This window comes from Janthinobacterium aestuarii (assembly GCF_051380835.1).
GTDB lineage: Bacteria > Pseudomonadota > Gammaproteobacteria > Burkholderiales > Burkholderiaceae_D > Janthinobacterium > Janthinobacterium aestuarii.
In genome coordinates this window covers 18,153-44,387 of sequence record NZ_JBNYXU010000010.1, presented here as the reverse complement: position 1 = coordinate 44,387, position 26,235 = coordinate 18,153, and the positions used below count along the sequence as shown (strand labels likewise).

Annotated in this window: 21 protein-coding genes; 12 read left to right on the top strand and 9 right to left on the bottom strand. The window is 60.3% G+C overall.

What is annotated here, in order from left to right; translation table 11 throughout:
• Positions 1-4: 4 nt before the first annotated feature.
• The 5 genes from ACQ4WO_RS23055 (at position 5) to ACQ4WO_RS23035 (ending at position 5,486) form a co-directional block, all read left to right on the top strand.
• Positions 5-2,275, top strand: coding sequence for a Tle3 family T6SS lipase effector (locus ACQ4WO_RS23055; protein WP_436483398.1), 2,271 nt, complete (start codon positions 5-7; stop codon positions 2,273-2,275).
• 80 nt (positions 2,276-2,355) lie between these two features.
• A complete protein-coding gene (locus tag ACQ4WO_RS23050; RefSeq protein ID WP_436483397.1) occupies positions 2,356-3,972 on the top strand; it encodes a type VI lipase adapter Tla3 domain-containing protein in 1,617 nt (538 codons plus the stop codon).
• Between the two features lie 13 nt (positions 3,973-3,985).
• Positions 3,986-4,252, top strand: coding sequence for a PAAR domain-containing protein (locus ACQ4WO_RS23045; RefSeq protein WP_436483396.1), 267 nt, complete (start codon positions 3,986-3,988; stop codon positions 4,250-4,252).
• Positions 4,253-4,349: 97 nt separating this feature from the next.
• A complete protein-coding gene (locus ACQ4WO_RS23040) occupies positions 4,350-5,012 on the top strand; it encodes a hypothetical protein (protein WP_436483395.1) in 663 nt (220 codons plus the stop codon).
• 39 nt (positions 5,013-5,051) lie between these two features.
• On the top strand, positions 5,052-5,486 hold the full coding sequence (locus tag ACQ4WO_RS23035; protein WP_052755885.1) for a DUF695 domain-containing protein: 435 nt from the start codon (positions 5,052-5,054) through the stop codon (positions 5,484-5,486).
• Here ACQ4WO_RS23035 and bla read toward each other — a convergent pair whose 3' ends face one another.
• Both bla and ACQ4WO_RS23025 read right to left on the bottom strand, forming a co-directional pair.
• Positions 5,487-6,380: a class A beta-lactamase gene (bla, locus tag ACQ4WO_RS23030; protein WP_436483394.1), complete on the bottom strand. Its 894-nt coding sequence runs from the start codon at positions 6,378-6,380 to the stop codon at positions 5,487-5,489.
• Entirely contained in the window at positions 6,373-9,048 is a 2,676-nt protein-coding gene (locus ACQ4WO_RS23025; protein ID WP_436483393.1) for a hybrid sensor histidine kinase/response regulator, read from the bottom strand. Before ACQ4WO_RS23025 ends, bla begins: the two co-directional genes overlap by 8 nt.
• 510 nt (positions 9,049-9,558) lie before the next feature.
• Between ACQ4WO_RS23025 and ACQ4WO_RS23020 the strand changes: the two genes are divergently transcribed.
• On the top strand, positions 9,559-11,805 hold the full coding sequence (locus tag ACQ4WO_RS23020; protein ID WP_436483392.1) for a TonB-dependent receptor: 2,247 nt from the start codon (positions 9,559-9,561) through the stop codon (positions 11,803-11,805).
• Positions 11,806-11,998: 193 nt separating this feature from the next.
• Here ACQ4WO_RS23020 and gluQRS read toward each other — a convergent pair whose 3' ends face one another.
• The 7 genes from gluQRS to ACQ4WO_RS22985 form a co-directional block, all read right to left on the bottom strand.
• Entirely contained in the window at positions 11,999-12,916 is a 918-nt protein-coding gene (gene gluQRS / locus ACQ4WO_RS23015; protein ID WP_436483391.1) for a tRNA glutamyl-Q(34) synthetase GluQRS, read from the bottom strand.
• A 437-nt stretch (positions 12,917-13,353) separates the two neighbouring features.
• Positions 13,354-13,851, bottom strand: coding sequence for a hypothetical protein (locus ACQ4WO_RS23010; protein ID WP_436483390.1), 498 nt, complete (start codon positions 13,849-13,851; stop codon positions 13,354-13,356).
• A 50-nt stretch (positions 13,852-13,901) separates the two neighbouring features.
• Positions 13,902-14,456: a hypothetical protein gene (locus ACQ4WO_RS23005; RefSeq protein WP_436483389.1), complete on the bottom strand. Its 555-nt coding sequence runs from the start codon at positions 14,454-14,456 to the stop codon at positions 13,902-13,904.
• Positions 14,457-14,563: 107 nt separating this feature from the next.
• On the bottom strand, positions 14,564-15,604 hold the full coding sequence (gene tssG, locus ACQ4WO_RS23000; protein WP_436483388.1) for a type VI secretion system baseplate subunit TssG: 1,041 nt from the start codon (positions 15,602-15,604) through the stop codon (positions 14,564-14,566).
• The gene (gene tssF / locus ACQ4WO_RS22995; RefSeq protein ID WP_436483387.1) at positions 15,568-17,427 is read right to left on the bottom strand and encodes a type VI secretion system baseplate subunit TssF; all 1,860 of its coding nucleotides are present in this window, start codon (positions 17,425-17,427) and stop codon (positions 15,568-15,570) included. Before tssF ends, tssG begins: the two co-directional genes overlap by 37 nt.
• Positions 17,428-17,505: 78 nt before the next feature.
• Complete coding sequence (locus tag ACQ4WO_RS22990; RefSeq protein WP_436483521.1) at positions 17,506-18,318, bottom strand: outer envelope protein; 813 nt, start codon at positions 18,316-18,318, stop codon at positions 17,506-17,508.
• A 219-nt stretch (positions 18,319-18,537) separates the two neighbouring features.
• Positions 18,538-18,729, bottom strand: a complete 192-nt coding sequence (locus ACQ4WO_RS22985; RefSeq protein WP_436483386.1) for a hypothetical protein — start codon at positions 18,727-18,729, stop codon at positions 18,538-18,540.
• 27 nt (positions 18,730-18,756) lie between these two features.
• Here ACQ4WO_RS22985 and ACQ4WO_RS22980 point away from each other — a divergent pair, with 27 nt between their 5' ends.
• The 6 genes from ACQ4WO_RS22980 to ACQ4WO_RS22955 all read left to right on the top strand — a co-directional run bounded on the left by ACQ4WO_RS22980 (position 18,757) and on the right by ACQ4WO_RS22955 (position 26,086).
• Positions 18,757-20,271, top strand: coding sequence for an ABC transporter ATP-binding protein (locus ACQ4WO_RS22980; RefSeq protein WP_436483385.1), 1,515 nt, complete (start codon positions 18,757-18,759; stop codon positions 20,269-20,271).
• Positions 20,264-21,340, top strand: coding sequence for an ABC transporter permease (locus ACQ4WO_RS22975; RefSeq protein WP_436483384.1), 1,077 nt, complete (start codon positions 20,264-20,266; stop codon positions 21,338-21,340). The genes ACQ4WO_RS22980 and ACQ4WO_RS22975 overlap by 8 nt, the downstream gene beginning before the upstream one ends.
• Positions 21,333-22,262 (top strand): ABC transporter permease, encoded by a 930-nt coding sequence (locus ACQ4WO_RS22970; RefSeq protein ID WP_436483383.1) that lies wholly within the window; start codon positions 21,333-21,335, stop codon positions 22,260-22,262. Before ACQ4WO_RS22975 ends, ACQ4WO_RS22970 begins: the two co-directional genes overlap by 8 nt.
• Before the next feature lie 21 nt (positions 22,263-22,283).
• The gene (locus ACQ4WO_RS22965) at positions 22,284-23,369 is read left to right on the top strand and encodes a BMP family ABC transporter substrate-binding protein (RefSeq protein WP_436483382.1); all 1,086 of its coding nucleotides are present in this window, start codon (positions 22,284-22,286) and stop codon (positions 23,367-23,369) included.
• 117 nt (positions 23,370-23,486) lie between these two features.
• The gene (locus ACQ4WO_RS22960) at positions 23,487-24,323 is read left to right on the top strand and encodes an HDOD domain-containing protein (RefSeq protein ID WP_128140386.1); all 837 of its coding nucleotides are present in this window, start codon (positions 23,487-23,489) and stop codon (positions 24,321-24,323) included.
• 137 nt (positions 24,324-24,460) lie between these two features.
• On the top strand, positions 24,461-26,086 hold the full coding sequence (locus tag ACQ4WO_RS22955; protein ID WP_436483381.1) for a M28 family peptidase: 1,626 nt from the start codon (positions 24,461-24,463) through the stop codon (positions 26,084-26,086).
• Positions 26,087-26,235 lie beyond the last annotated feature (149 nt).

Below are 26,235 nucleotides of genomic sequence, written 5' to 3'. Positions count from 1 at the left end.
TGCGATGGGCAGCTATCCGAAAATACCGTACGTCGTGGGCGAGGACGTGGCGATCCTGCATTGCGAACGCAGCGTGTGCAAGAAGGTCAAGATACGCCGCAATTTGCCGGGCAATATCATCGTCATCCATGGCGTCAATGACGTGGGCGTCAGCTACAAGGCGGTGGAAGATGGCTTGTGCGAAGGATTGACGCAAAGGCTGGGACGCGGCTTTACCCCTGCCACTTACCGCATGCCTGTCGCGGCGGACAAGGACAAGCTGGAAGACGATCCAGATGCCGTTTTCTTCAAGCGTACGATCGCCAAGGACACCAACAGCCCCGTGATTCCGTTTTACTGGGGCTACCGTGAAGTGGCAGTGAAATGCAAAACCATCAACGGCCAGTCCGTCGACCGCTACGGCAATCGCCTCGACAAGGACCTGTCCAAGGAAGGAGGTCCTTTCGGTAACGCCACCAGCAGCTTGCCCGACATGTGGCGTCCGGGTATCTATGCGCCTGGCGATCCCATGGGAGATGCTTTGCGGCCACTGAAGACAGCGCCCGGGCGCATGTACATGGTATTGGCGGCCCAGCGGCTGGCTGCGCTCATTTCCATGATTCGCGATTACGATGCGAATGATACCGTCAGCATCGTTGCGCACAGCCAGGGCTGTCTGCTGTCGCTGCTGGCGCAAGCGATGCTGATGGAAAAGGGGCTGGCACCGGCCGATAATCTGGTACTCACGCATCCGCCGTACAGCCTGGTGGACAGCCTGCCTCTGTTGATGCGAGGGGCTGCCTGGTTCGATGGCGGCGAGGATGCGGCGATGAAGCCCTATTACCATTTGCTCAGTGGTGCGCAGACCATGGGCGCGCGCCTGAATACCTTGGTGAACATTGTGGCCGGGGTGACGAAGGGCAATGGACAGGCTTGCAAGCCACCGTTTGCCGAACTGAAAAAAGATGAACATCGTGGCATGGTCGGCAACCGCTGGCAGAGTGCTGACGACCGCGACAACCGTCGCAAGGTTTATCTATATTTTTGCCCTGAAGACATGACGGTGGCCCTCGATAACATCCAGGGCATAGGCTGGGATGGCGTGCCCGATTATGCATCGGGAAGCGAATTGGTGGAAGAGGAGGAGACTCTCAGTCTTGATGGGGTTAGCGTTTCATCAGGACATACCAGGATGGTGGAGCGCGAGCAGGTACGCAATGCGCTGACGGAACTGGGTGGCAGATTTTATCAACGGATATTCAGCAACAAGACCAGGCTGGATCCGGCCACTGGAAAGACCACGCTGTCGTTGGTAGGCAAGCCGCCGCCATTTGATTTTCCACTGCGCCTCATGACAGAAAGCGAACAGGCACACGTCGATGTTTCATTACGAAAATACCGTGCGCAACATAAAGCAGTGGCCTGGCCTATCAATACCAGGTTGAGCAAGACGGAACAGCGTAATGGCATACGCACCATCAATGGCGAGGCGTTGAAACAGCCGGTGCCGGCCGATTTGCGGGGCACTTCGCAAATCGATCCGCTCAATATTCCAAAAACCTCGATGATGCGAAACCGCAAACCTGAAGATCAGGGACCTGCGGAAGAAGTCGATCCCTGCGATGCATCAGTGGCGCTGACCAGCGGAAGCGGCCTGCACACAACCGCCGAGGACCGTCCGGATCCGGCCGGCTATCGTCGCTTCCCAGAGCGCGACGAAGCCATACGCGGGGCCGAACTGGCCTTGATGACGACAGCCTATAACAAGGAAAAGAAACTCGATGGCAAAGGGCCGCTCGATCAACGCAAGGTCATTGCCGCCACCCGTTATACGGAAGGAAATGTCTTGGCAACCATCCAGGAAAGCCCGAATGAGGCGCGGTTGCGCTGGCAACGTGAAGTCAGCGCCAAGTCCTTCCACAGTTCGATTATCGGGAGCGCCAAAAATCACAGCCAGGTAACTGCATATGACGTGGCGATTGGCAGCGGCAAGGCTAGTTCTGATCCGCAGTTCTATGCGTATTTATGTGCGGTGGCGGATTGGCGGGTGAAGGACCTAAAGAGCAACGAAAAAGGGCGCAATGGAATACGGATAAAAGAAAAATTCGTATTGGAGTTTGCGCCATATTTATCCGTCGAACCCGCCTGGAGAAGTGCCGTGATCAATGGCGCCATTGACTATTACAACACTGGAGTTTTGCCTGCAGGATTGCCCTTGCTCTCAGGGCCATTGTGGAAAATTGTAGTATCGCAGACAAAAAACATAAAAATAGTGAACGAAAAAAAAGCAAAATAAATCGGTTGTTTTAGCCCCGTCGGTAATAACTTGCTTCGGGTTATTGTTTCTCCGAAACTGCAGGCCAAAAGGTGATAACTATGATGACGCTTCGTTGGTTGGGAATATCAATAGTTGTTGTAATTTTATTTTTTGGTTTGTTGTGGCTCAGTGCCCTATCGAAGAGCCATGCGCGTGAAATTGCGTCACAATTGCAGGCACAACAGCCAAAGAAACCTATGGACGCAGGGCAAGAGTATGTGCTGGAAGTGATCGGATTGGGTGTGACGCTGGATAAATACCGTCAGGGAAAATTGTGGGAGGCTTTGCAAAAAGGAAGTGCTTACACCAGCATACGCGAACAAGATCCCAAGAAATACCCATGGACGGGCGATGACAAGGACGGGGAAGGCGGCAGCAGGGCCTATGACGCGCTGGAAAATGGTGTCAATTTTACCCCCTTATACTGGGGGCTGCCGTCGTTCTATGCAGGTACTCCCATCCTTGACCCGGCGGCACAACCGAGCTTGACTGAGCCGATGGCGGGACTCGTGGCTGGCGCTGGCACGTCGGGTATGGCTTGGCACTTGTTTTCGATTGCTTCCTGGAAGCTGGATGAACATCCTGACCAATTGCTTATTGAAGTATTTGACTTTTTCGATAAGCATCCTGACGTACCCTACATCGTTTTGCATTCCGAGGATAGCGTTGGCACGCGGGACGGCAATCGGAAGCCAGGCACTGCAAGGAAATTGGTAAACGGATATTTCATTCCAGATATGCCTGATGCTACGGCAGTCTTTATCCTGGCGCGCCGCGAGCGAATAGAAGCGTTGCGTCCTTTTGTATGGGATGACCCGGAGAATAAGTTCGTCCAGGAAAAATTGCGTGGCATGTATTACGACGTCATGCAGTCGCTGCCCTCGCGCGCGAAACAGCAGCGACCTGAAGCCTTCAGCGAACGTCAACCCACCGTCGCCGAATGGCTTGCCGCTGCCGCCGCCTTCGCCCAGCGCCCCGATATCCGCGGCGTGGGCTTGCACACCTTCGATAAACTCAATCCCTGGGAAAATCGCCCCCCGCGTGACTGGAAGCCGACGCCTTGGTTTCCCATTCCGTGGAACCGGGAACAGATGGAAACTTTCGACCGCTTGCCCTCGTTCGGTTTCGTGCACCGGCCCGTCTTTGTCAAATTTACGGATGAAGAGGGCAAGCCTGTCACGCGGCGTGACCAGCGCCAGAAGATGTTCAATGCGGGCTGGCAGCAGGCACTGCAGACTTTGCCGGAAGCCGAACGCGGCAAGGGACCGGCGCGCATCGTGGCCGGCACAGGCAAGCAGTCCGAGCAGCTGTTGATGCTCGAAGGCATGTTGCATGACTATGCGGCACAGGGTGGCCCGGAAATCGACAGCAGCAAGAGCGCGCAGTTCATCAATACCGACCATCGTCTGGGCAATACCGGCGCAGCCACCTGGTTCATGCAGATGGCTATCGGTGTGATGGGCAGCTATCGCGATGGCGGCGCCAGTGCGGCGATTAATTTGCGCGACGGTAATGAGGCCAGCATCATCTTCATTACGCCGCCATCGGATGCCAAACGCCAGCAGCAGGATGCCAATGGCGATATCTTCCGCAGCCGCGTCACGCCGTCTATCGATCCGGCCAATTATGCGGCGCCATCGGTGGAAGCCATCCTGGAAAGCCAGGCGGGACAATAATTCGGGAGGCAGCATGCGCAAAGCCATCCGTTTGGGAGACGCCACGTCGCACGGCGGCAAGGTGCTCAGTTGTGCCGCCACGCATTTTACGGTCAATGGCATTGCCGTCGCCTGCGTCGGGGACTTGTGCAGCTGCCCCATCAAGGGTCATCAGGGCTGCAAGATTGCCAGCGGCTCGTCCCGGCACAGCATCAACGGTATCGCCATCGCCTTCGAAGGCGACACTACCACTTGCGGCGCCAGGTTGCTCGCTGGCGGCGTCAACTTCCGCACGTCCTGAGGCCGTACGCTCCCGGTATTTCCTGGTAACTATATAATCTGCGCTTGGGCGATACCCGCCCTTGAACGTCGATTGAAGGAATGCCATGCCAGGATACATGCCAGCTTATTTCGCGCGCCCCTTGGCGCTGTGCGTCGTGTCGGCTCTGTGCCTCTCTGCCAGTGCCGCCGAGGCGGTGGCGGTCGATGCGCAGCAGCGCGCGTCTTTGCTGGAATTTTATGCGCAGCAATATCCGGGCGAGCCGGCTGCGCGCACCGTGTTCGAGAGCGTGCCCGTAGTGGGCGGACGCGGCAGCGAAGTGGTGGGCAGCGTGGAAACGTCGCCGTATCGCGGCCATGGCGCGCTGTGCCGGACGCAGCGCACCAAGTTCGTGCTGCACGGCGAGGGCAAGCAGGCGCGCTGGCAGGAGGCGGGGATGGAGTATTACGCCTGGCTCGACCGTGGCACCTGCCGGCCTGTGGCTGAACCCGTGCGCATGCTGCAGCGCGTGCCCGATGGGGAACTGGAAGGCGTGTTGCTGTATCAAAAGTCGCTGCTGGAACGGGCGCGCTTGCTGATGGCTGGCAATACGGCCTGCGCCCCGTTGCGGGCGCTGAAGTTTTCGCTGGCGGCCGTCGACGTGGGCGCCGCCGCACCGCGTGCCGAAGAGCGTTATGCGCTCGTGTTCAAGAGCGACCGCGACAGCTACGCCCGTGTCTGGCTGCGCAAGAGTGGTGCCCAGTATGACGCGTGGAATGTGACTTGCCCGCCGGTGCTGTAAGCTGCACACCCTCGAATTATTTTTTTGACTGTTGCAACCATGAACGAAAATTCCACTTCCGCCCGCAGCTGGGGCACCATCGTCACGCATAGCGACGAGATGGCCATCATCTACCGCTATGTCGATACGTTCCATGACGACTGGGACCTGTCGTCGCAGCCGGACCGCATCATCATCGCCTGGCGTTACGAGGACGAGACGGGCATGCCCGCGCCGAACGAGCGCGAGCACATGGAGGAACTGGAAGCGGCGCTGGCGCCCGTGGTGGAAGAAGACGGCTTCGCCACGCTGGCGCTCGTATCGACGGGCGAAAATTTGCGCGAATGGATTTATTACACGCAGTCGGGTGAAGAGTTTTTCAATCGCCTGAACACGGCGCTGGCGCCGCGTCCAAAGTTCCCGATCGAAATCCGCAGCGCGGCCGACCCCGCCTGGTCCACGTATGCGGGGTTTATGGCGGCGTTACCGAAGTAATTACACCAATGCGGCCGTCACGATGCGCGTGGCGGCCGTGATGATGTCCTGATTCGTGTCCGCTTTTTTCTGTTCGCGCGTGTAGTACACGGCGATCACCAGCGGCGCGCCGCTGGCCGGGTAGGCGACGCCGATGTCGTTGACGCTGCCATACGCGCCCGAGCCCGTTTTATCGGCCACTTGCCAGCCGGCAGGCACGCCGGCGCGGATGCGCTTGTCGCCCGTCGTGTTGCCGCGCATCCAGGTGTCCAGTTGCTGGCGCTGCGGTGCCGGCAAGCTATTTCCCAACAACAATTGCTGCAAGCTGTGCGCCATCGACGCGGGGCTGGCCGTGTCGCGCACTTCGCCGGGGATGGCGCTATTCAATTCCGTTTCCCAGCGTTCCAGCTGGAACACCGTATTGCCGATGCTGCGCGCAAATGCCGTCACGGCTTGCGGCCCGCCCAAGAGTGTCATCAAGAAATTGGCTGCGCTATTGTCGCTGTACTGCAAGGTGGCGGCGCACAGATCGGCCACGCTCATGCCGTCGGCCAGATGCTTTTCCGTGATGGGCGAGTAGGTCACCAGTTCTTTTTTCTCGTAACGCACATGCTGATCCAGCAAGCCCGGCTGGCTGACGCTGCGGGCCAGTACGGCACCCGCCAGCATGGCCTTGAAGGTGCTGGCCAGGGGAAAGCGTTCGTCGGCGCGATAGGCAACGCGCAGCTCGCTGCCCTGGCGCCACGCGGCAACGCCAAGGCGTCCGCCTGCGGCTTGTTCCAGCGCGGCCAGTTGCGTCTGGGCGGTGGCGATGCTGGTGGTGGGCGCGGCAAACAGCAGCGGTGCCGGGCACAGCAGGGTAGCGCCGCCGGCCAGCAGGAGGTTGCGGCGGACGTGGTTCAGGGATTCAGTCATGGTCTGTCAGGGTTTTTGGAGTGGAAAGGGTGGCCAGCAGTTCGCCGATGGCGAGCAGGTTGGCCGGTTTGGTCAGATGGTGGTCGAAGCCGGCCGCGCTCGATTGGCTGCGGTCGTTTTCTGCTCCCCAGCCCGTCAATGCGACGAGCACGACGTTGGCGCCGGCCGGTATCCTGCGCAGCGCGCGCGCCACTTCATAGCCGTTCATGCCGGGCAAGCCGATGTCGAGGAAGATGACGTCCGGTAAAAACTGCGGCGCCACGACCAGGGCCTGTGCGCCATCATGGGCCACTTGCGTGGCATGGCCCATCATGTCGAGCACGGCGGCGAGGGTAACGGCCGCGTCGACATTGTCGTCGACCACCAGCACGCGGAACTGCGGTCCGCTGGTAGTGACGGCGGGCACGGCAGGCGCGGTGGAGGCGGCTGGCTGCGCCGCCAGCAGGGGCAGGCGTACGCTGAAGGTACTGCCCAGGCCGGCGCCGGGACTGGTCACCGCGGCGCTGCCGCCATGCAACTCGGCCAGGCGACGCACGAGCGACAGGCCGATGCCCAGGCCGCCCTGAGCCCTGCCCATGTTTTGCCCCACCTGTGTGAACATGTCAAACACGGTCGTGATCGATTCAGCGGGTATGCCCACGCCGCTGTCCTGGACTTCAATCAATGCCTCGTGGCCATCGCGTAATGCGCGCAAGCTGATGTGGCCGCCGGCCGGCGTGTACTTGGCGGCGTTGTTGAGCAAATTGCCCAGCACTTGCGCCAGGCGCGTGGGATCGGCCTCGAGCGGCAGCGCCTGCTCATCGAGTTCTACATGCAACTGGTGGCGGCCCGCTTCGATCAGCGGCATGCTCGTCTCCACGGCGCAAGCGATGATGGCTTTCAAGTCCGTGCGTTCGAGCTTGAGTTCGATCTGGCCCCGCGTGATGCGGGCCACGTCGAGTAAATCATTGACCAGATGCACCATCTGATTGACTTGCCGCTCCATCACGTCGCGCACTCGCGCCACGGTGGCGGGCTTGTCGGCGGCCAGGCGCATGATCTGCAAGCCGTTGCGGATGGGCGCGAGCGGGTTGCGCAGTTCGTGCGCCAGGGTAGCGAGGAATTCCGTCTTGCGCCTGTCCATTTCGGACAGGTTGTCGGCCAGCTGGCGCAATTGCTGCTCCGAGCGCTTGCGCTCGCTGATGTCGCTGAACAGCACCGTCAGCAGGCGGCTGCCGGGGCCGCCCAGGCGGGCGGCGAAGACTTCGAACCAGCGCTCCATGGCCACGGCTTCGTTTTCATAGCGCACGGGCTCGCCCGTCTTGACAACCTGGTCGTACAGGTCGAACCAGTGCTGGTCGTGGTCGGGCACGAAGCTGCGGATGGTCTTGCCGATGGCATTTTCCAGCCCCGACTGCTTGTCGAAGGTGGGGTTGCCTTCGAGGTAGCGGAAATCGACGGGACGGCCTTGCTCGTCGTACAGCATTTCGATGACGCAAAAGGCCTGGTCCATCAGTTCGATCAGGGTGCGGTAGCGTTCTTCGCTGCGGCGCAGCGCATCTTCCACCTGTTTCTGGCGCGTGATGTCGAGCAGGACGCCGGGCAATTGCAGGGGCGTGCCATCGGGCGCGTATTCCGCGCGGCCCCGCGCGATGACCGAGCGGTACTTGCCATCGCCGGCGCCGACGCGGTAGCTGGCCTCGAACGGCGTGTGCGCGTGCAGCGCCTCGGTAATCTGCGCGCTGACTTGTTCTCGGTCATCGGGATGGATGATGTCCAGGTAGCGCGCCAGTGGCGCCGCAGTGGCCGTATCGGCATTGACGGGGAACAAACGCGCCATATTGCTGTCGGCTGTGACCCGGTCGGCAACGATGTCCCAGTTCCAGGTGGCCACTTCGCCGGCCGCCAGGGTCAGGCGCAGGGTTTCCTCATTCTGCTTGCTGGCCGTCAGGTCGAGCGAGATACCGGACAGGGCGATCACGTTGCCGGCGCCATCGCTGGCGCAGGTGCCACGCATGTGCGCCCAGTGCAGCGAGCCATCGGGCCAGCGCACGCGGATGTCGATTTCGAAATCGCCGGCGCTGGCGATGGCCGCGTGCACTACCGCTTGCCAGTGCTGCAGGTCGCCGTCGAGCATGGTGCCCGTCAGCTGCGCGTAATCGATGTGGCTGTCAGGCGGCAGGCCCAGATTTGCCTTGAACGCATCGGAGCCGGCCATGCTGCCGCTGCCCAGGTCGATTTCCCACGTACCCATGCGGCCACCTTGCATGGCCAGGCGCAGCCGTTGTTCCGTCTGCCGTTGCTGCGTCACGTCGCAATGCGAACCGAGCCATTCAACGATGCTGCCATCGGGCGCCAGCACCGGCAGCATGCGCACGAGCATATTACGGTAGGCGCCGCTGACGTGGCGCAGCCGGTATTCCGCTTCGAACACGCTGGTCAGATGCGACGGCACGACGTAAGGCAATTTGCGGTCATCCGGATGCAGGGCGTTGAGCCAGCCGCGGCCCAGCAGTTCGGCCTCGGTCTGACCCGTGAAGGCGCGCCAGGTGGGCTGGTCGGCATCGAACTGGCCGAAGGTTTTTGTGCTCCAGACGATGTCGCAATGGGCGCTCAGCAGTAAATGCGCCGCCTGGGCGGCGACGGTGGAGGACGGGACGGCATTGCTGGGCAGGCTGGGTTCTGGCATGGCGGCGATCAACGATGGTGCAGGGGGCCGCCGCCGCACTGGAATGGGGCGGCATGGCAGCGCAAGTCTGGCGATATTACAACTATTTTTACCGTCGGGGCTGTCTTGCAGGATGCCAATTCCGCTTTCGTCTGGCCGGGCGAAAAAGGCGTGCCATGCGGCAAGTCATCAGCGGAAATAGCAAGGCGAAGGCGTTATTGTGGCTGAATAACCACTAGTCGGCCCTTTATGTTGATGAATGAATATTTTACATAACAATATTCTTGCAGCGCATAAGGCGCTTGAATTAAATTGGCGCCTTACTCAAAAGTTGGTGTTCATCAGACATCCCGGAGATGCGGCCGCTACCGCTGTCAGCCAGCACGACAGCCAGGGCAGAGCCAGTGACGCCAGGAGCGGAGAGACATCTGCTTGCGCTGCTGCACCGTGATGGTGCACACGATCATCCAGCGCCGTACATAAGCCGGAGACAGGTTTCGCAATTCTTTTTTTAAACTTCTGGGAAACAACATGATCAAGATGTCCAAGATGCACAAGCGGTTGTGCGCCAAAAGCGCCGCCATGCTGGCACTGTCCGCAGCCCTGCCTATCGGTTCGGCGTATGCAGATGAAGTCGCTTCTGATACGGCGCCTGCCGCCAGCCAGCTGGAAACCGTGACCGTGACGGCGCAGCGCCGCAAGGAAAATATCCGCGACGTGCCCGTCTCTGTCTCGCTGCTGCGCGACGAGAAGCTCGACGTGCTGGTCTCCGGCGGTCAGGATATCCGCGTGCTGGCTGGCAAAGTGCCGAGCCTGAACGTGGAATCGTCGAATGGCCGTACCTTCCCCCGCTTCTACATCCGCGGCTACGGCAACACCGATTTCAACATCTTTGCATCGCAACCTGTTTCCCTGATTTACGACGATGTCGTGCAAGAAAATCCGATCCTCAAGGGCTATCCGATTTTCGACGTGGCTGGCGTGGAAGTGCTGCGCGGCCCGCAAGGTACCTTGTTCGGCCGCAATACGCCTGCCGGCGTGGTCAAGTTCGAATCCGTCAAGCCGAACCTGGACAAGATTGAAGGCTATTACAACGTTTCCGCCGCCACGCACAACACGACCAACTTCGACGGCGCCGTCAACGTGCCGTTGAGCAAAGAATGGGCGCTGCGCTTCTCGACCCTGCGCCAGCACCGCGACGATTACGTCGACAACACGTTTACGGGCCAGAAAAACGCGCTGGACGGCTACGATGAACACGCCGAACGCGTGCAACTGCTGTACGCACCGAACACCATGTTCAACGCCCTGTTCAATGTGCACCAGCGCAGCACCACGGGCAGCGCGCGCATCTTCTACGCCAACATGATCAAGCAGGGCACGAACGATATCGTCGACGGTTTCGACCCGAACAAGTCGTTCACGAATGCACCGAATTTCCAGCGCCTGCGCACCAACGGCGCCAGCGCCCGCCTGAGCTGGGACCTGGACGGTATTAAACTGTACTCGATCACCGGCTTTGAACAGGTCGGCAATTACGTGTCGCATGGCGACATCGATGGCGGCACGCCGAACGGACTTGGCCCGACCAGCCCCAATTTCATTCCTTTCCAGGTTGAGACGGCTGGCGGCATCACCAGTGTGAAGCAGTACTCGCAAGAATTCCGCGCCGAATCGAAAAATGCCGGTCCGCTCAACTGGCAGGCTGGCGTCTACTACTTCAATGAAGATGCCAACGGTTTCACCGACAACTTCGATACCAACACGCATGTGCTGACCACGCACCTGGCCAGCCGCCAGAAGAACTCGGCCTGGGCAACGTTTGGTTCCGTCAACTACGCCGTCAACGATGACTTCATGCTGCGTGCCGGTCTGCGCTACACCAAGGACAAGAAGGATTTCAACACGGTGGAAGCGACCAACATCGTGCAGGTCAGCCCGACCAGCGCCGATGTCAGCAAAGCCAAGGTCAACTGGGACTTGAGCGGCACCTATAAATACAACAAGGACGTGAACTTCTACGGCCGTGTCGCCACCGGTTTCCGCGCGCCAAGTATCGCCCCGGCCAGCACCAGCGTGCCTGTCACCGTGGCCGATGCCGAAACGATCACCTCGTTCGAAGCCGGCATCAAGGCCGATTTGTTCGAGCGCCGCGCCCGCGTGGCCTTCAGCCTGTACAATTATCAGGTGAAGAACCAGCAGTTGACGGTTGTTGGCGGCACCTCGAACGTGACGCGTTTGATCAATGCAGCCAAGACGAACGGCCGCGGCGCGGAACTGGAACTGGAAGGTTTTGTCACGCCGAGCCTGAAGATGTCCCTGGGCGGCAGCTACAACTTCACGGAAATCAAGGATCCAAGCCTGTCGATCGCTACCTGCGCCCAAACGCGTTGCACCGTGACCGATTCGCTGACCACTGGCAACCGTGCCATCATCGACGGCAATCCATTACCGCAAGCACCGAAGTGGACGATCACCGCCACGGGCCGTTATTCGATCCCGATGGAAAACGGCGAATTCTTCGTCTTCACGGACTGGGCTTACCGCAGCAAGATCAACTTCTTCCTGTATGAAGCGACCGAGTTCACCGGCAAGGCAATGGTCGAAGGCGGCTTGCGCGTAGGCTACACCTGGGATGCCGGCAAGTATGAAATGGCCGTTTTTGGCCGCAACATCACCGACACCCAGCGCATCACGGGCGCCATCGACTTCAACAACCGCACGGGCTTCATCAATGAGCCACGCCAGTTTGGGGTGCAGTTCAAGGGCAACTTCTAAGAACACATAAGCAAACCTACTGCGCGCCGTGATTTGCGGCTTGCGATGCTCGCTGTGCTAAAGCACAGCTGCGCTTCTCAGCCGCAACTCACTGCCGCTCGCTACGGTTTTCTTCAGTGTTCGGTTCCAGGGCCGGCCCTAGCGGCTGGCGCCTGCATTGCTACCCGCCGACGATTCGCCGCGGCGGGTTTTTTTATGTGCGCTCGGGAAGTTGCGCCAGCCGCTGCGCCCAAGTGGGAATGGCTTGCCGCCAGAAATCTTCCACGTTGTCGGCACGCACGTCGAGGCCGAGGAAGCGGGCGGCCGGCAGCAGCGCCGACGTCAGCAGTTCGGCTTGTGTTCCTGTATCGAAGGCGAGGGCACCCGTCTGCTTGGACAGCTTTTCGCCGCTGTCGTTCGTGACGACAGGCACGTGCAGGAAGCCGGGATACGGCAAGCCCAGCACATCTTGCAGATACAGCTGGCGCGGCGTGGAGTCAAGCAAGTCCGCGCCGCGCACCACCTGCGTGATGCCCTGCGCGCCATCGTCGACCACGACGGCCAGCTGATACGCCCAGTAGCCATCGCCGCGCAGCACGATGAAGTCGCCCACCTCGCTGGCCAGGTCCTGCCGCTGCGGACCCGCCCAGCGGTCGGTAAAAGCGTACACCGCATCGGCCCCCTGCGGCACCCGCAACCGCAAGGCCCGTGCCGCCTTGCCCGGCGCCAAGCCGTGACGGCAGGTGCCCGGATACACGGCAGCCCCATTTTTCGGCGTTCCCGCCTGCAAGTTCGAATCCTGAATCTCCTTGCGCGAACAGCCGCACGCATACACGAGCCCATCGTCCTGCAACTGCTTGAGTGCCGCCTCGTACAGCGGCAACCGCCGGCTCTGCCACGTCGGCTCGCCATCCCAATGCATGCCGCAGCGCTGCAGGCTGGCCAGGATGCCAAGATCGGCACCCTCGACATTGCGGTCATAGTCCAGATCCTCGATACGCAACAGCCACGTGCCCCGATGCACCTTCGCATCAAGATAACTGGCCATGGCGGCAACGAGCGAGCCCATGTGCAGGGGACCGGAGGGGGAGGGGGCGAAGCGGCCGATGTAGGGGGCGGAGGGAGTGGGCATGCGGTGAGTATGGATGGCGGTGACAGGTGCAGACGGTTTATTGCTCAGGGTAGGGAGCTTTGGCGACAGCGGCAAGTATCATGCAGGGCGATGGGCAAGTCAAATCCCGGGCGGTTCTTGATATTTCTTAATTGATAATTAAATGCGTAACGTTATCTTCTATATATGAAATTTCTTCGTTGCAATAATGCGGGTCATTCAGCTCTCTGAAATGTAAATCTTTGTCGAATTCCTTCGTGCTGAACCTGTTACTGAGCAGTGCTACAACGTTCCCCTCGTCTGGCCAGTCTGACGAATTCAATGCTATCAATGAATTTACAAAAGAAATTTCATTGAGGAGACAGATTTTTAATTTTCGAGGTAGCTTCTTCAATAAATTTAGCCATCATATTTCACTTGCTTTTGGAAAAAAATATTGCTACTTCTTATGAATTATATTATTTTTTCTGCACTTCTACAGATTTATCTATATTGATATACGATTCACAATGATCATTCATTTTCAATCTGATGGGTGATTTTCTGGATATTTTGTACTGTAAGATTATGCATGAGGAGGATATTTTTATGTCATGCTGTACGATAACGCTTCCCCACGAAAATTGAAATGCTATTTCTGATAGTCCTTTCATTTGGCCGGGAATGCCAGACTTTCTTTGAATTTGTTTGACTAGCGATGATTCACTTACGCCGTTGCCTACAGAATTATTTTCAAAGTAATGCATTATTATGTAATCAATTTCGGGGAAATTTTCTTTTGCAATAATTAAATCGACAACGTATTCGCCTATCCACCCATTGATATCAAAAATATACATTTCCGTCTCTGTTGTTGTGGGTTTGGTATGAAATGTATTGATAATACTATTTATGAAATCGGTTGCTGGAGTTTTTTTTAGATAATACAACCTTCCCATTGAGAAGCAGTAAGCCATCAATGAAATCAAAAGCATAGCCCGGGATTTTAAATTTTTTCACTCTGTTGTTATGAAAATTTTTTCTTGAATTCGTGCATCATCGTCGATATTTTCCAAGACATTCCGATTGATGTCATAGCTGATTGATTAGATGCTGAAGCCGAGATGTTGCCACATGGGAAATTAAATGCGGAAAACGTTTTTTTTGTTTCATTAGGATATTTGTCCAAGACTTTAGCAAGTAATCTGGTCAGGCTGTTTTTGTCGGCTATTAATTGCTTTTCTGTTGTGCTATATCCATATTTTTTTGTATTTCCTCCATCCCACGATAGCCAAACACCTGTCATGCAATAATTTTCAAAAGTGAAATTTATTCCAAATTCAAATTCATTCAAGCTTCCGCACGTAGATAAATTGTGCACATAAGTGTTTGTTCTATTTTTTTCTATTTCAATGTTATTTTCTTTTGCAATTTTAATAAATTCATATTCATTAAGTGGTGCAATCATGATATTGTCTAGTAGGAGATGGCCATTTTTTGTATCAAAGGATATTTTTTTCATTTTTAATGAAGTTATTTTTTGAGGCGCTGGCCCTGCATGTCGCCCGTTAATGCCATCCATGCCGCTGTCGTATCGGGGAACTGGCTCATCGCGCGTCGCTTTACGGTGGGAATCGTTGGCCGACTGTAAGCAATAGCGAACACAAGCGTGTTGCGCGGCCGCAAGTATTAATCGTTGAATGAGGGCATCAATTGCATTTCGTAATGTTTGTCATCGCGGTGGCGCGGCGTTGCCGCATTACCAAGGAAACTGTTGCAGCCGAGTCCGCTTTGTGGCGCGGCCGCCAATGTTGTCCCCCGCACATCGCCGGCGCGCAGCACCAGCACGATGTCGTAGCGTACGAGCGGCTGGCCGAACAGCATCAGCATGCGCCGCAGCGCTTGGTTGCCAGGGGCGCGCGGCAGGAAGCTGGCGTGCTGCTTGGCAGTGAGCGGCCCCAGGCGCAGGCGCACGGCCAGGTCGGGGCGGCGGCAGCGCTCGCCGACGAGGGCGCGCTGGCCCAGCATGGCATTGTCCGCGCCCAGCGCCGTTTGTTCGCGCGGCGCCAGCGCGTCCATGGCGCCCGTCGCCTCGTCGATGTGGCAGGGCACACTGAAGTGGTCGGCGAGGATGCGCGCAATGACGACGGACGAGATGTTGCGCTGCTGTAGCAAGCCGCTGTACAGGCCGGCGGCCGCCTCATCCTGGCCCGGGCGGCATGCGGCCAGGGCAAGCAGGCGCGACAGGAAGTCCCCGCTGTGGCCGGCCTGTTCGATGCGGTATTTTTGCCAGGCCTGGTAAAACAAGGCCACGGCGCGGCTGGAAAACAGGTCGAGGAAAGCGCGCGGGCCGGTGTCGCGTTCGCTGTGCTGATGCGCGGCGATGCGCTCCGAATAGTGGCTGGGCAAGCTGCCCTGGCAACCCAGCAGGCCCATGAAGGCGGGCGTGAGGTGGATGTGCTGGTCGTGGCCGGACAGCAGCGCTTGCAGCAGGGAATCCGCATCGTCGACGCCGCCGGTCGTGAGCGTCTCGATCTGGCTGGCGGGAAAACGCAGCGAGACGCTATTGTCGAAGCGTATGAGCTTTGCCAGCGCCGTGTGCTCGTCGATGCCGTGTTCGGCCAGCCAGGCCAGCAGCAGGCGCAGGGCCTGGAAGCACTCGAAGCGCTGCGGCGCGTCGAGCAATTGCTGGATCACGCTGGCGTGGCGTCGGCGCTGCGTTCTGGGCATCGGATGAGTTCCTCGCCGCTGCGGTGCGACAGCAGCGTCAGTTGGCTAAAGCAGTTGAGCTGGCTGTTCAGGGCGAAATAGCGCTGCAGCACTTGGGCAAAAATATAGATGCTGTTGCCGACGAAGGCTTGCTCGTCGATGCCCACACGGATGGCGATGCCGGGCATCAGGGTGGGAAACGGCACGGTGGGCATCCACGCGCGCGTGCTGCCGTGTTCGAGCGTGACGATGCCCTGGATCAGGCGTTGCGTGGTGGGCGAGCGGGGTAGGTCGTACAGGCCCAGCATTTTCTGGAATTCGCCCAGGCCCGCTTGTGTCAGGCTGGAATAGTTGAGCGACAGGTGCGCAATCAGGCGCCAGTGCGCGTCATTATCGGCCAGGAAACGCAAGCTGGACGTGGGCTTGCGCAGGAAGCGCGCGGGGATGCCGTCGGGCACGTCTTCGGCCAGCAGGTCGCCGCCAGGCAAGCCGTAGTGCAACTGCGTGGGCAAGTCGCGGTTGCTGCACAGCAGCTGCGTCGAGACGGTGGCGCAGGCCGCGCTGCTTGGTGAAAACTGCGGGTCGATCAGGCTCAACCGCGTTTCATGACCGGGACTGATGGCCGCCACGGCTTCGTCGCGGCGCGCCAGCCAGTACTGTCCATGCTCTTGGCCATGCTCTGCCTGTGCACCTTGCAGCGAGGCATACAGCGGCAAGAAGGTGCTCAGGCACTCGCCGGTCTCGTCCTTGCGCACCACGGTGACGGCCTCGATGCTGTGGATGTCGTAGGCAAACGCATGCGTGGCATCGGCCACCAGGGCGTAGTCGGGCTCGGTATGCGTGAGGCGGATCGGCACGCCGGACTTGGCAAACAGGTTGACGACGGGCGTGCAGCCGGGCAGCAGGTTGTCGCGGCTGACGCCGGACAAGAGCCGCGCTTCGTGGCTGTCGCTGCGCACACCCTTGAGCGGCAGATGCAAGGTGAACTGGCGGCACTGTTTCGACAGCAAGGGGACCAGCAACGACCAGGCGATATCGATGAAATGGAATTTTTCCGGAAACGCGAAATACTCGGTCAGCAAGCGCAGGGCCGGGTGCGAGCGGGCGGAAATGGGGATCAGCGCGTCGTCGTCCGCATAGCCGGCCGGCGCCAGCAAGGCGCCATCGACGGCTTGCCATGGGCCGTGTTCGTCCAGCGCCACGTAAGCGCCCGCGCCGTGCAGGAACAGGGCGTCGAGCAGGGCCGCGCGCACCGATGATTCGCCATCGGCAAACAGGCGCAGGCTGGAAAAGCCGGCCTGGTCCAGGTAGTAGTTGTCGCTGCCGCTGGTGAACTGGATGCTGAGCAAGGCGCTGGCGCCGGCGGGCAGGCCCAGGCCGGGCGGGGTGTCGATGATCGGTGAGAAATGTACGCGAGAAATGGCCAGCGGCGCCAGGGTCACGTCGTATGCACTCGTGAATTTGCAAGCCACGCCCTGCACCGGCTGCGAGCGCAGCACCGTGCCGCGCGCAATATGCACCACCTGGGCCAGCTGGCTGCCGCCCGGTGCTTCGTCGGCGGCGATGCGCACGATGGAGCACGAGGGAACGGGTCGCAGGTAGTGCGGGTACAGGGTTTCAAGCAGGGAATGGGTAAATTGCGGATAGGCGTCGTCGAGGCGCTTGGCGACCCTGGCAGTGAGCAGGGCAACGGACTGGATCAGGCGCTCGACGTGCGGGTCTTCGCACGTCTCGCCGGCGATCAGCAGGCGCCCGGCCGCCTTTGGATAGCGGCTGGAAAACTCGCGCGTGTACTGGCGGAACAGGCCCAGCTCGCGCTCGTAATACGGTAATAGTTGTTCCACGGTCGCGCTCTCCGCCAGCAGGAAAGCTTTATGCTGGCATCAGGCGCGACCGTGAGTGTTGATGCGAAACAATGAATTTTAGAAATGGTACTCCGCGCGTATCATCGGCGTCTTCGCCGTCTGGCCCACGTTGCCCGTGGTGGCGGGCGAGTTGCCGAACTTGTTCTTCCAGTACTGGTATTCCAGGCCCACGCGGAAGGTGTTCTTGGCGCTGCCCAGGGCCGCACCCACGTCGAACATCACTTGCATGTCGATGTTCGTTTCCACCGCCGTATCACGGCCCACTTCATCCTTGCCTTTCGAATCGATGAGGTTGAAGAAGCCTTCGAACGAGAACAGCGGCGACAGGGGGACGGCCCAGGCGCCCGTCAGCATGGCGTGCGTTTTATACGTGTAGCGGCCCGTCACTTGCGAGATGGGCGGGAAGGCGCCGCTGGGGGCGTTGCTTTCGCGCAGTAACAGCAGGCTGGTGTTGAAGAAGCCGGGCACGTCCCACATCAGGGTGGGGCCGGCCACCAGCATACGCTTGCGCGAGTTGTAGCCGACGTCGTTCTTGGTGTTGACGTCGAAGCCCAGGGTGACACCGACGCCGCGCACGGGGCCGAACTTGATGTCGCTGCCGCGCACCTTGCCGATGTCGATGGTATTGCGGTAGACCAGATATGCCTCTTGCGCGCCGGATGTTTTACCCAGCGCGCCGGGATCCTTGCTGTCGGACATGAGGAAATCGAGATTGACGAAATTGCTGCCGTATTTGTAGCCGCTGGCGTGCGTGATGGCGAAGATGTTTTTCTTGATGTCGTCCGGATTGAACGGCTCGCGGTAGTCATTGCCGGCGCGCCAGCTCAGCGCGGTATCGCTCCATTCGGCAGCCTGGGCGGTTGCGCCCACGCCGAGGGTGGTAGTGAAGCAGAGCAACAGACACGGTAGAGTTTTTGGCACTTTCGGCTCCTGATGATGTGAGAAAACGGGAACGGGGATAGCGGGGCGCGTAGTGCGCACGAAGCGCTGCGATGAGGAAAATTGCGCACCGTTCAATCCATGATGCGAGAAGTGCCGCGCTGGGCGATATGTGTTGTCTGCATACTTACTATCAGTTCCTGCATATAATCATCGCACCTTCCCGCCCTTGCGGGGCAAGGCAGCCGCTGCAAAGCTGATAATTTTTTTCAAAATTGTATACAGGTGTTGTTTTTTTGCGGAAATAGAAATGCGCGCCGCCGCGCTCGCCCCCCAAGCGCCGCGGATGCCGATACGATAGAGACAGAGTGTTGATTTTTTCCACCGTTCGACATCCCGCATACCACGCAGCGAGGCACGAAAAAAACAATGACGGCACGCCTGGAACTCCTCGATATCAGCAAGCGCTATCCGGCCGTGGTGGCCAATGACGGCATCCATTTGACCGTCGCGCCCGGACAGATCCATGCCGTGCTCGGCGAAAACGGCGCCGGCAAATCGACCCTGATGAAAATCATCTACGGCGCCGTGCAGCCCGATGGCGGCCGCATCCTGTGGAATGGCCGCGAAGTCGAGATCGCCAACCCGTCGGCCGCGCGGGCGCTCGGCATCGCCATGGTGTTCCAGCATTTTTCCCTGTTCGACACCTTGACCGTGTCAGAAAACATCGCCCTCGGTTTGCCCACCGGCACCAACATGGCGGAACTGGCGCAGCGCATCGAAGCGACGGCGCGCCAGTACGGCCTGGACCTGGAGCCGCAGCGCCACGTCCACACCTTGTCCGTCGGCGAATGCCAGCGCGTGGAAATCGTGCGCGCCTTGCTGGCCAAGCCGCAATTGTTGATCCTTGACGAGCCGACGTCCGTGCTGACGCCGGGCGCCGTGGAAAAACTGTTTACGACCTTGCGCCAGTTGGCGGCCGAAGGCTGCAGTATCCTCTACATCAGCCACAAGCTCGACGAGATCCGCGCCCTGTGCCATACGTGCACGGTGGTGCGCGCCGGCAAGAACGCGGGGGTATGCGACCCGTCGCAAGAGTCGGCGGCCAGCCTGTCGCGCATGATGATCGGCGCCGAACCGCCCGCCGTCACGCGCGTGGCGCGCACGCCCGGTGCGGCCATGCTGAGCGTGCGCCAATTGAACTTGCCGAAGAGCCACCCGTTTGCCACGCAATTAATCGATATCAATTTCGACGTGCGTGCGGGCGAGATCGTCGGCATCGCGGGCGTGTCCGGCAATGGCCAGCAGGAATTGCTGGCGGCCCTGTCGGGCGAGGACATGCGCGCGGCTGCCGACAGCATCGTGCTGAACGGTACGCCGGCCGGACGCTTGCCGCCGGGCCGCCGGCGCGCCCTCGGTTTCGGCTTCGTGCCGGAGGAAAGGCTGGGCCGGGGCGCCGTGCCCGACATGGCGCTGGCGGACAACGTTTTATTGAGCTTGCAGACACCGGCCACCATCCGCCACGGCTTCGTGCGTCATACCGTCATCGCGCAGCGGGCGGCCGCCATCATCGCCCGTTTCCAGGTGAAGGCAGGCGGGCCGCAGGCGCTGGCGCGCAGCTTGTCGGGCGGCAACTTGCAGAAATACATAGTCGGGCGCGAAGTCATGCGCGAACCCACGGTGCTGGTGGTGGCGCAGCCGACCTGGGGCGTGGACGTGGGCGCGGCCGCGCAAATCCGCGCCGAATTGTTGGCCTTGCGCGATGCTGGTTGCGCGCTGCTCGTCGTATCGGAAGAGCTCGATGAATTGTTCGACATCAGCGACCGCTTGCTGGTGATGGCGAAGGGAAAGATATCACCATCCCTGGACGTGGGCGAGGCCAGCGTGGCGCAAGTGGGGCAATGGATGAGTGGGCTGTGGCCGCAGGAGGCAGTCCATGGCTAAGTTTGCCTTGCGCCTGGAAGCCCGGCCCGCGCCATCGCGTCTTATGTCGTGGCTGTCACCGGTGCTGGCCGTCTTGCTTACCGTGCTGTGCGGCGCTTTGCTGTTTCTTGCGCTGGGACACGATCCGCTGGCCGGTCTCGCCGTCTTCTTTGTCGAACCCTTGCGCGACGCGCACGGCTGGTCCGAACTGGGCCTCAAGGTTGCGCCTTTGCTGCTGATCGCCGTCGGCCTGGCCATCTGCTTTCGCGCCAACATCTATAACATCGGCGCCGAAGGGCAGCTGACCCTGGGCGCCATCTGCGGTGGCGCGGCCGCGCTGTACCTCGACGATGGCGTCGGCGGCGCGGCCATCATAGGCGTGTCTCTGGTGGCCGGCATGGCGGGCGGCATGGTGTGGGCGGGCCTGGTGGCGTGGCTGCGCGACCGCTACAACGCCAGCGAAATCCTCGTTTCGCTGATGCTCGTCTACATCGCGCAATTGCTGCTCAGCTATCTTGTGTATGGCGTGCTGCGCGACCCGGAAGGATTCAACTTCCCCCAATCGAAACTGCTGTCGGACGGCTTGCTGCTGCCGATGGTGATCAGCGACACACGCTTGCACGTGGGCATCGTCTTCGCCTTGCTGGCCTCGCTGGGCGGCTGGCTGTATTTATCCCGCAGCATTGCCGGCTTCCGCTTGCGCGTGGGCGGCATGGCGCCTGCCGCCGCCCGCTATGCGGGATTTTCCTCGCGCAAGACCTTGTGGTCGTCCTTGCTGATTTGCGGCGCCTTGTCCGGCCTGGCGGGCGCCTGCGAAGTGCTGGGACCGATGGGGCAGTTGACGCCCACCGTCTCGCCCGGCTATGGCTTTGCCGCCATCATCGTTGCCTTCGTGGGGCGGCTGCATCCCGTGGGCGTGATTTTTTCCAGCTTCGTCATGGCCCTGTTTTATATCGGCGGCGAACTGGCGCAATCGCGCCTCGGTTTGCCCAGTGCGATTACCGGCGTGTTCCAGGGCATCTTGCTGTTCGCCTTGCTCGCCTGCGACGTGCTGATCCAATACAAATTGCGCTGGAGAAAACATGGATAACCTGGCTCTGACGATCGCGCCATTGATTGCCGCCAGCATCAATGCGGGCACGCCACTGATGCTGGCCGCGCTCGGTTTATTGGTGAACGAAAAAGCGGGCGTGGTGAACCTGGGCGCGGAAGGCATGATGCTGGTCTCCGCCATCACGGGCTTTGCCGTAGCCGTCAACACGGGCAGTCCCACCCTGGGCTTCCTGGCAGGGGCGGGCGCCAGCATGCTGCTGTCCGGCTTCTTTGCCTGGCTGACGGTGTGGCTGGGCACGAACCAGTATGCGACGGGCCTGGCCTTGTCGCTGTTCGGCGCGGGCGCGTCCACGTATATCGGCTTGAAGTATGTGGGCAACAGCTTGCAGAACGGCCGCTTCGGCATCCCTTTCCTGGAAGACATTCCCGTGCTGGGGCCGGCCCTGTTCCGCCAGCATCCGATGGTGTATTTGTCCTTGCTGCTGTGCGTGGTCATCGCCTGGTTTTTGTACCGCACGCGGGCAGGATTGGTGCTGCGCGCCGTGGGCGAGTCGCCCGCTTCGGCGCATGCGCTCGGCTACCCCGTGCGCCGCATCCGCCTGGCGGCCGTGCTGTTCGGCGGCGCCTGCTGCGGCTTGGCTGGCGCCTTCTTGTCGCTCGTCTACACGCCGCTGTGGGTTGAAGGCATGGTGGCGGGACGGGGCTGGATCGCGCTGGCGCTGACCACGTTTGCCACCTGGCGCCCGGCGCGCGTGGTGGGCGGCGCCTATTTGTTCGGCGGCATCACGATTCTGACGTTCCACGCGCAGGCGCTGGGTGTACCGATCGCGTCGCAACTGCTGTCGATGCTGCCGTACGTGGCGGCCATCGTCGTGCTCGTGCTCATTTCCAGCAATGCCAATTACATCAAGCTCAACATGCCCGCTTCGCTGGGGAAAAATTTCAATCCCGGAAATTAATCACTGACCACAAGGAAAACCATGTCTAAGAAACTGTTGTGCGCCGCCGTTTGCAGTGCTGCGCTGATGTCTTCCATGCCCGCCATGGCCGCGGCGCCCGCGACTGCTCCGCTGAATGTCGGCTTCGTGTATATCAGCCCCATCGGCGACGCGGGCTGGACCACGCAGCATGATCTGGCCCGCAAGGAAATGGAAAAGGCGCTGGGCAGCAAGATCACCACCAAGTATGTGGAAAACGTGCCGGAGAGCGCCGATGCGGAACGGGTGATCCGCGACCTGGCGCAGACGGGGAGCAAGCTGGTCATTACGACCTCGTTCGGCTACATGAATCCCACCTTGAAAGTGGCGAAACAATTTCCTAATGTGAAGTTCATTCATTTGACGGGCTACAAGACGGCCGTCAATGTGGCCAACACGAATGCCCGTTTCTACGAGGGCCGCTACCTGGCCGGCGTATTGGCGGGAAAGATGAGCAAGACCCACGTGGCCGGTTATGTGGCGGCATTTCCCATCCCGGAAGTGTTGCAGGGAGTTAACGCTTTTACGCGCGGCATGCGCAGCGTCGACCCGAAGGCGGAAGTGAAAGTGGTGTGGGTCAATAGCTGGTTCGACCCGGGCAAGGAACGCGACGCGGCCATCACCCTGATCGGCCAGGGCGCCGACGTGGTCACCCATCACACGGACTCGACCGCCGTGGTGCAGGCGGCCGAAGAGAAGGGCAAGTATGCGATCGCCTACCACTCGGACATGAAAAAGTATGGACCGAAAGCGCAGCTGGCCGCCGTCACCCACCACTGGGGCGATTACTATACGAAGCAGGCGCAAGCCGTACTCGACGGTACGTGGAAGTCCAGCAGCACCTGGGGCGGCATCAAGGATGGCATGGTCAAGCTGGAAGGCATTAACGCCGCCGTGCCGACCGACGTGAAACAGTTTGTATTGGCGCGTGAGAAAGAGTTGGTAGCTGGTAAGCTCAATCCGTTCAGCGCGCCGATCAAGGATAACGATGGCAAGGTGCGCCTGGACAAAGGCGTGCTGGACGATGCGGCGCTGACGAAGATGGACTATTTTGTCGAAGGCGTGGCCGGGAAAGTTTCCGGAAAGTAATAGGTTTGAGTATAAACTTGCTGTAATATTGCCGGAAACGGGAGCCGGGCCGGGGAGCGCATTCCCGGCCCGTCCAACACAGCAGCGCCTGAACAGGCCCGTACCGGAGATTGACCCATGGACAGACTGGAAGTATTCAAGATTATCGCGTTGCAAGCGAGCAAGGGCGAGCTGACGTTCCCCGCCAACGTCAAGGCCACCTTGAAGCTGCAGGAAGCGCTGGACGACCCCGATTGCCATATCGAAGCGGCCGCCCGCATGGTCATGGCCGAGCCGCTGCTGTCGGCCCGGGTCGTGGCATTGGCCAACTCGGCCGCCTACAACCGTTCCGGCAATGAAATCGCCAATGTGCGCGCGGCCGTCTCGCGCCTGGGCTTTGCCACCTTGAAATCGATGGTGGCGTCCGTCATCGTGCGCCAGCTGGGCAGCCAGATCACGGACCCGCAATTGCGCGCCAAGGCGGCCCGGCTGTGGGAACACACGGCCCATGTGGCCGCGCTGAGCCAGGTGATCGCCAAGAAAGTCACGCACGTGGACGTGGAAACGGCCATGTTCGCCGCCATCGTGCACGAAGTGGGCGGCTTTTATCTGCTGTCGCGCGCCGAGGAATATCCTGGTTTGCTGGACGATAATACCGAAGACTGGATCGAATACGGCGAAAAGCTGATCGGCCGCGGCGTGCTGCGCCAGCTGCAAGTGCCGGACCTGGTCTTGCAAGCCGTGGAAGGCATGTGGCACGGCGGCAGCACGTTCCCGCCCCGCACCTTGGGCGCGACCCTGGTGCTGGCCAACGATCTGTCGCCCGTCGGCTCGCCTTTGCACCCGCCGGAAAGCGCCGCGCGGCGCCAGGCAGCGGCGAAGATCGATTTCGGCATCGGCGGCAGCACCTTGCACACCATCCTCGAGGAATCGGCGGAAGAGATCGAATCCCTGGCGGCCGCCCTGCTGGTCTGAGCGTTCTTCCTGAAACATCCCCGCCCTTGCCGCGGGGATTTTTTTCGTCCGCATTTTGATGCGCCTTTCCCCATGGCATACAATCGCCGGCTCGGCTATCCGCCGTACCGCTTTCCTCCTCTTACCCAAAGGATCTTATGCAGAAGCTGTTTTCTTCCCTGACCTTGACCGCGCTGGCGTTTTCCGCCCACGCCGCGACCGGTTTGCCCGTGGTGCAGGAAGTGCCCTTGCGCGCCCACCTGGCCTTCCTGTCCAACGATTTACTGGAAGGCCGCGGCACGGGCCAGCGCGGCGCCGACCTGACGGTGGCGTACCTGGAAACCCAGGCGCAGATGGCCGGCTTGAAACCCGTGCGCGGCAACAGCTACCGCCAGAGCGTGCAAATCGCCGGTGTGAAATCCTTGCCACAAGATAGCAGCCTGCAGGCGGTGGCGGACGGCAAGGCCGTGCCGCTGGCGTTTGGTCCGGACTGGGTCTGGGCCACGGGCGACTCCGTTGCCGCGCACACGTTCGACGCGCCACTGGTATTTGTCGGTTACGGCATCACGGCGCCGGAAGAGGGCTGGAACGATTTCAAGGGTGTCGATGTCAAAAACAAGATCGTCGTCATGATGGTCAACGACCCCCAGCCGACCATTGCTGAGCCGAATCGTTTCGCCGGCAAGGCGCTCACGTATTACGGCCGCTGGACCTACAAATTCGAGGAAGCCAAACGCCAGGGCGCGGCTGGCGTCTTGCTGATCCACACGAAACCGTCGGCCTCGTACGACTGGAGCGTGGTGCAGAACAGCTGGAGCGGCAGCGAGCGTTTTCAATTGGCGGACCGCACGGCCGGCACGCCGCTGCAAGGCTGGATCGCGGAAGACGCGGCACGCCGCCTGTTTGCGGCCGGCGGTCAGGACCTGGACGCCTTGCGCGCCCAGGCGGAAGGCAAGGATTTCAAGGCCGTCGCATTGAACGCCAAGCTCAGCGGCGAAATGAAGTCCGCCGTGCGCAAGGTGGAGCAATTCAACATCGCCGGCATGGTGCCGGGCACCGACCCGGCATTGAAGGATGAAGCCGTCATCTACAGCGGCCATTGGGACCACCTGGGCAAGCAAGGTAAGGATGACGAAAAAGCGGGAGATACGATCTACAACGGCGCCGTCGACAATGCCTCGGGCACGGCCGGCTTGCTGGCCATGGCGCAGGAAGCCGTGAAAAAGCCTGCGAAGCGCACGCAGATATTCCTGTGGGTGGCGGCCGAGGAACAAGGCTTGCTGGGCAGCGCAGCGTATGCGGCCGATCCGCTGTGGCCGTTGAACAAGACGGCGGCCGCGCTGAATCTGGACAGCCTGAACTTTGTTGGCGCTACGCACGACATCGGCGCGCAAGGCAGCGAGCGCACGGAACTGGGGGCCATGGCCGCCACGGTGGCGAAATCCATGGGCATGCATATCGCGCAAGCGCGTCCCGACTTGGCCGGCGGCTACTTCCGCAGCGACCATTTCAGCTTCGCCAAGGCGGGCGTACCCGCGTTTTCCATCAATGGCGGACGCGAATACATCAAGGACTTGGAAAAGTCGAAAGCCAAGGCGGCCGCCTACGGCCCCCGCTACCATCAAGTCACAGATGAGTACGACGCCAGCTGGGATCTGTCGGGCATGACGCAGCAGGCGCAATTTACCTTGAACCTGGGGCAAGCCGTGGCCAACGCGGCGAAGATGCCGGCCTGGAAGGTGGGCGATGCGTTCGGCAAGGCCCGCGAGCAGGCTGCAAAGTAAGGCGTGGTTTGTGCCAACAATGTTGTCGGCTTACGCGCTGGCGCGCTAACCCGACCTACGTGTCTTGTTTCATCAGCATCAGGCGTAGGTCGGATTAGCGCGGCGATGCCGTGCGTAATCCGACAGTATTGTTGGCCCCATAGTGTTGG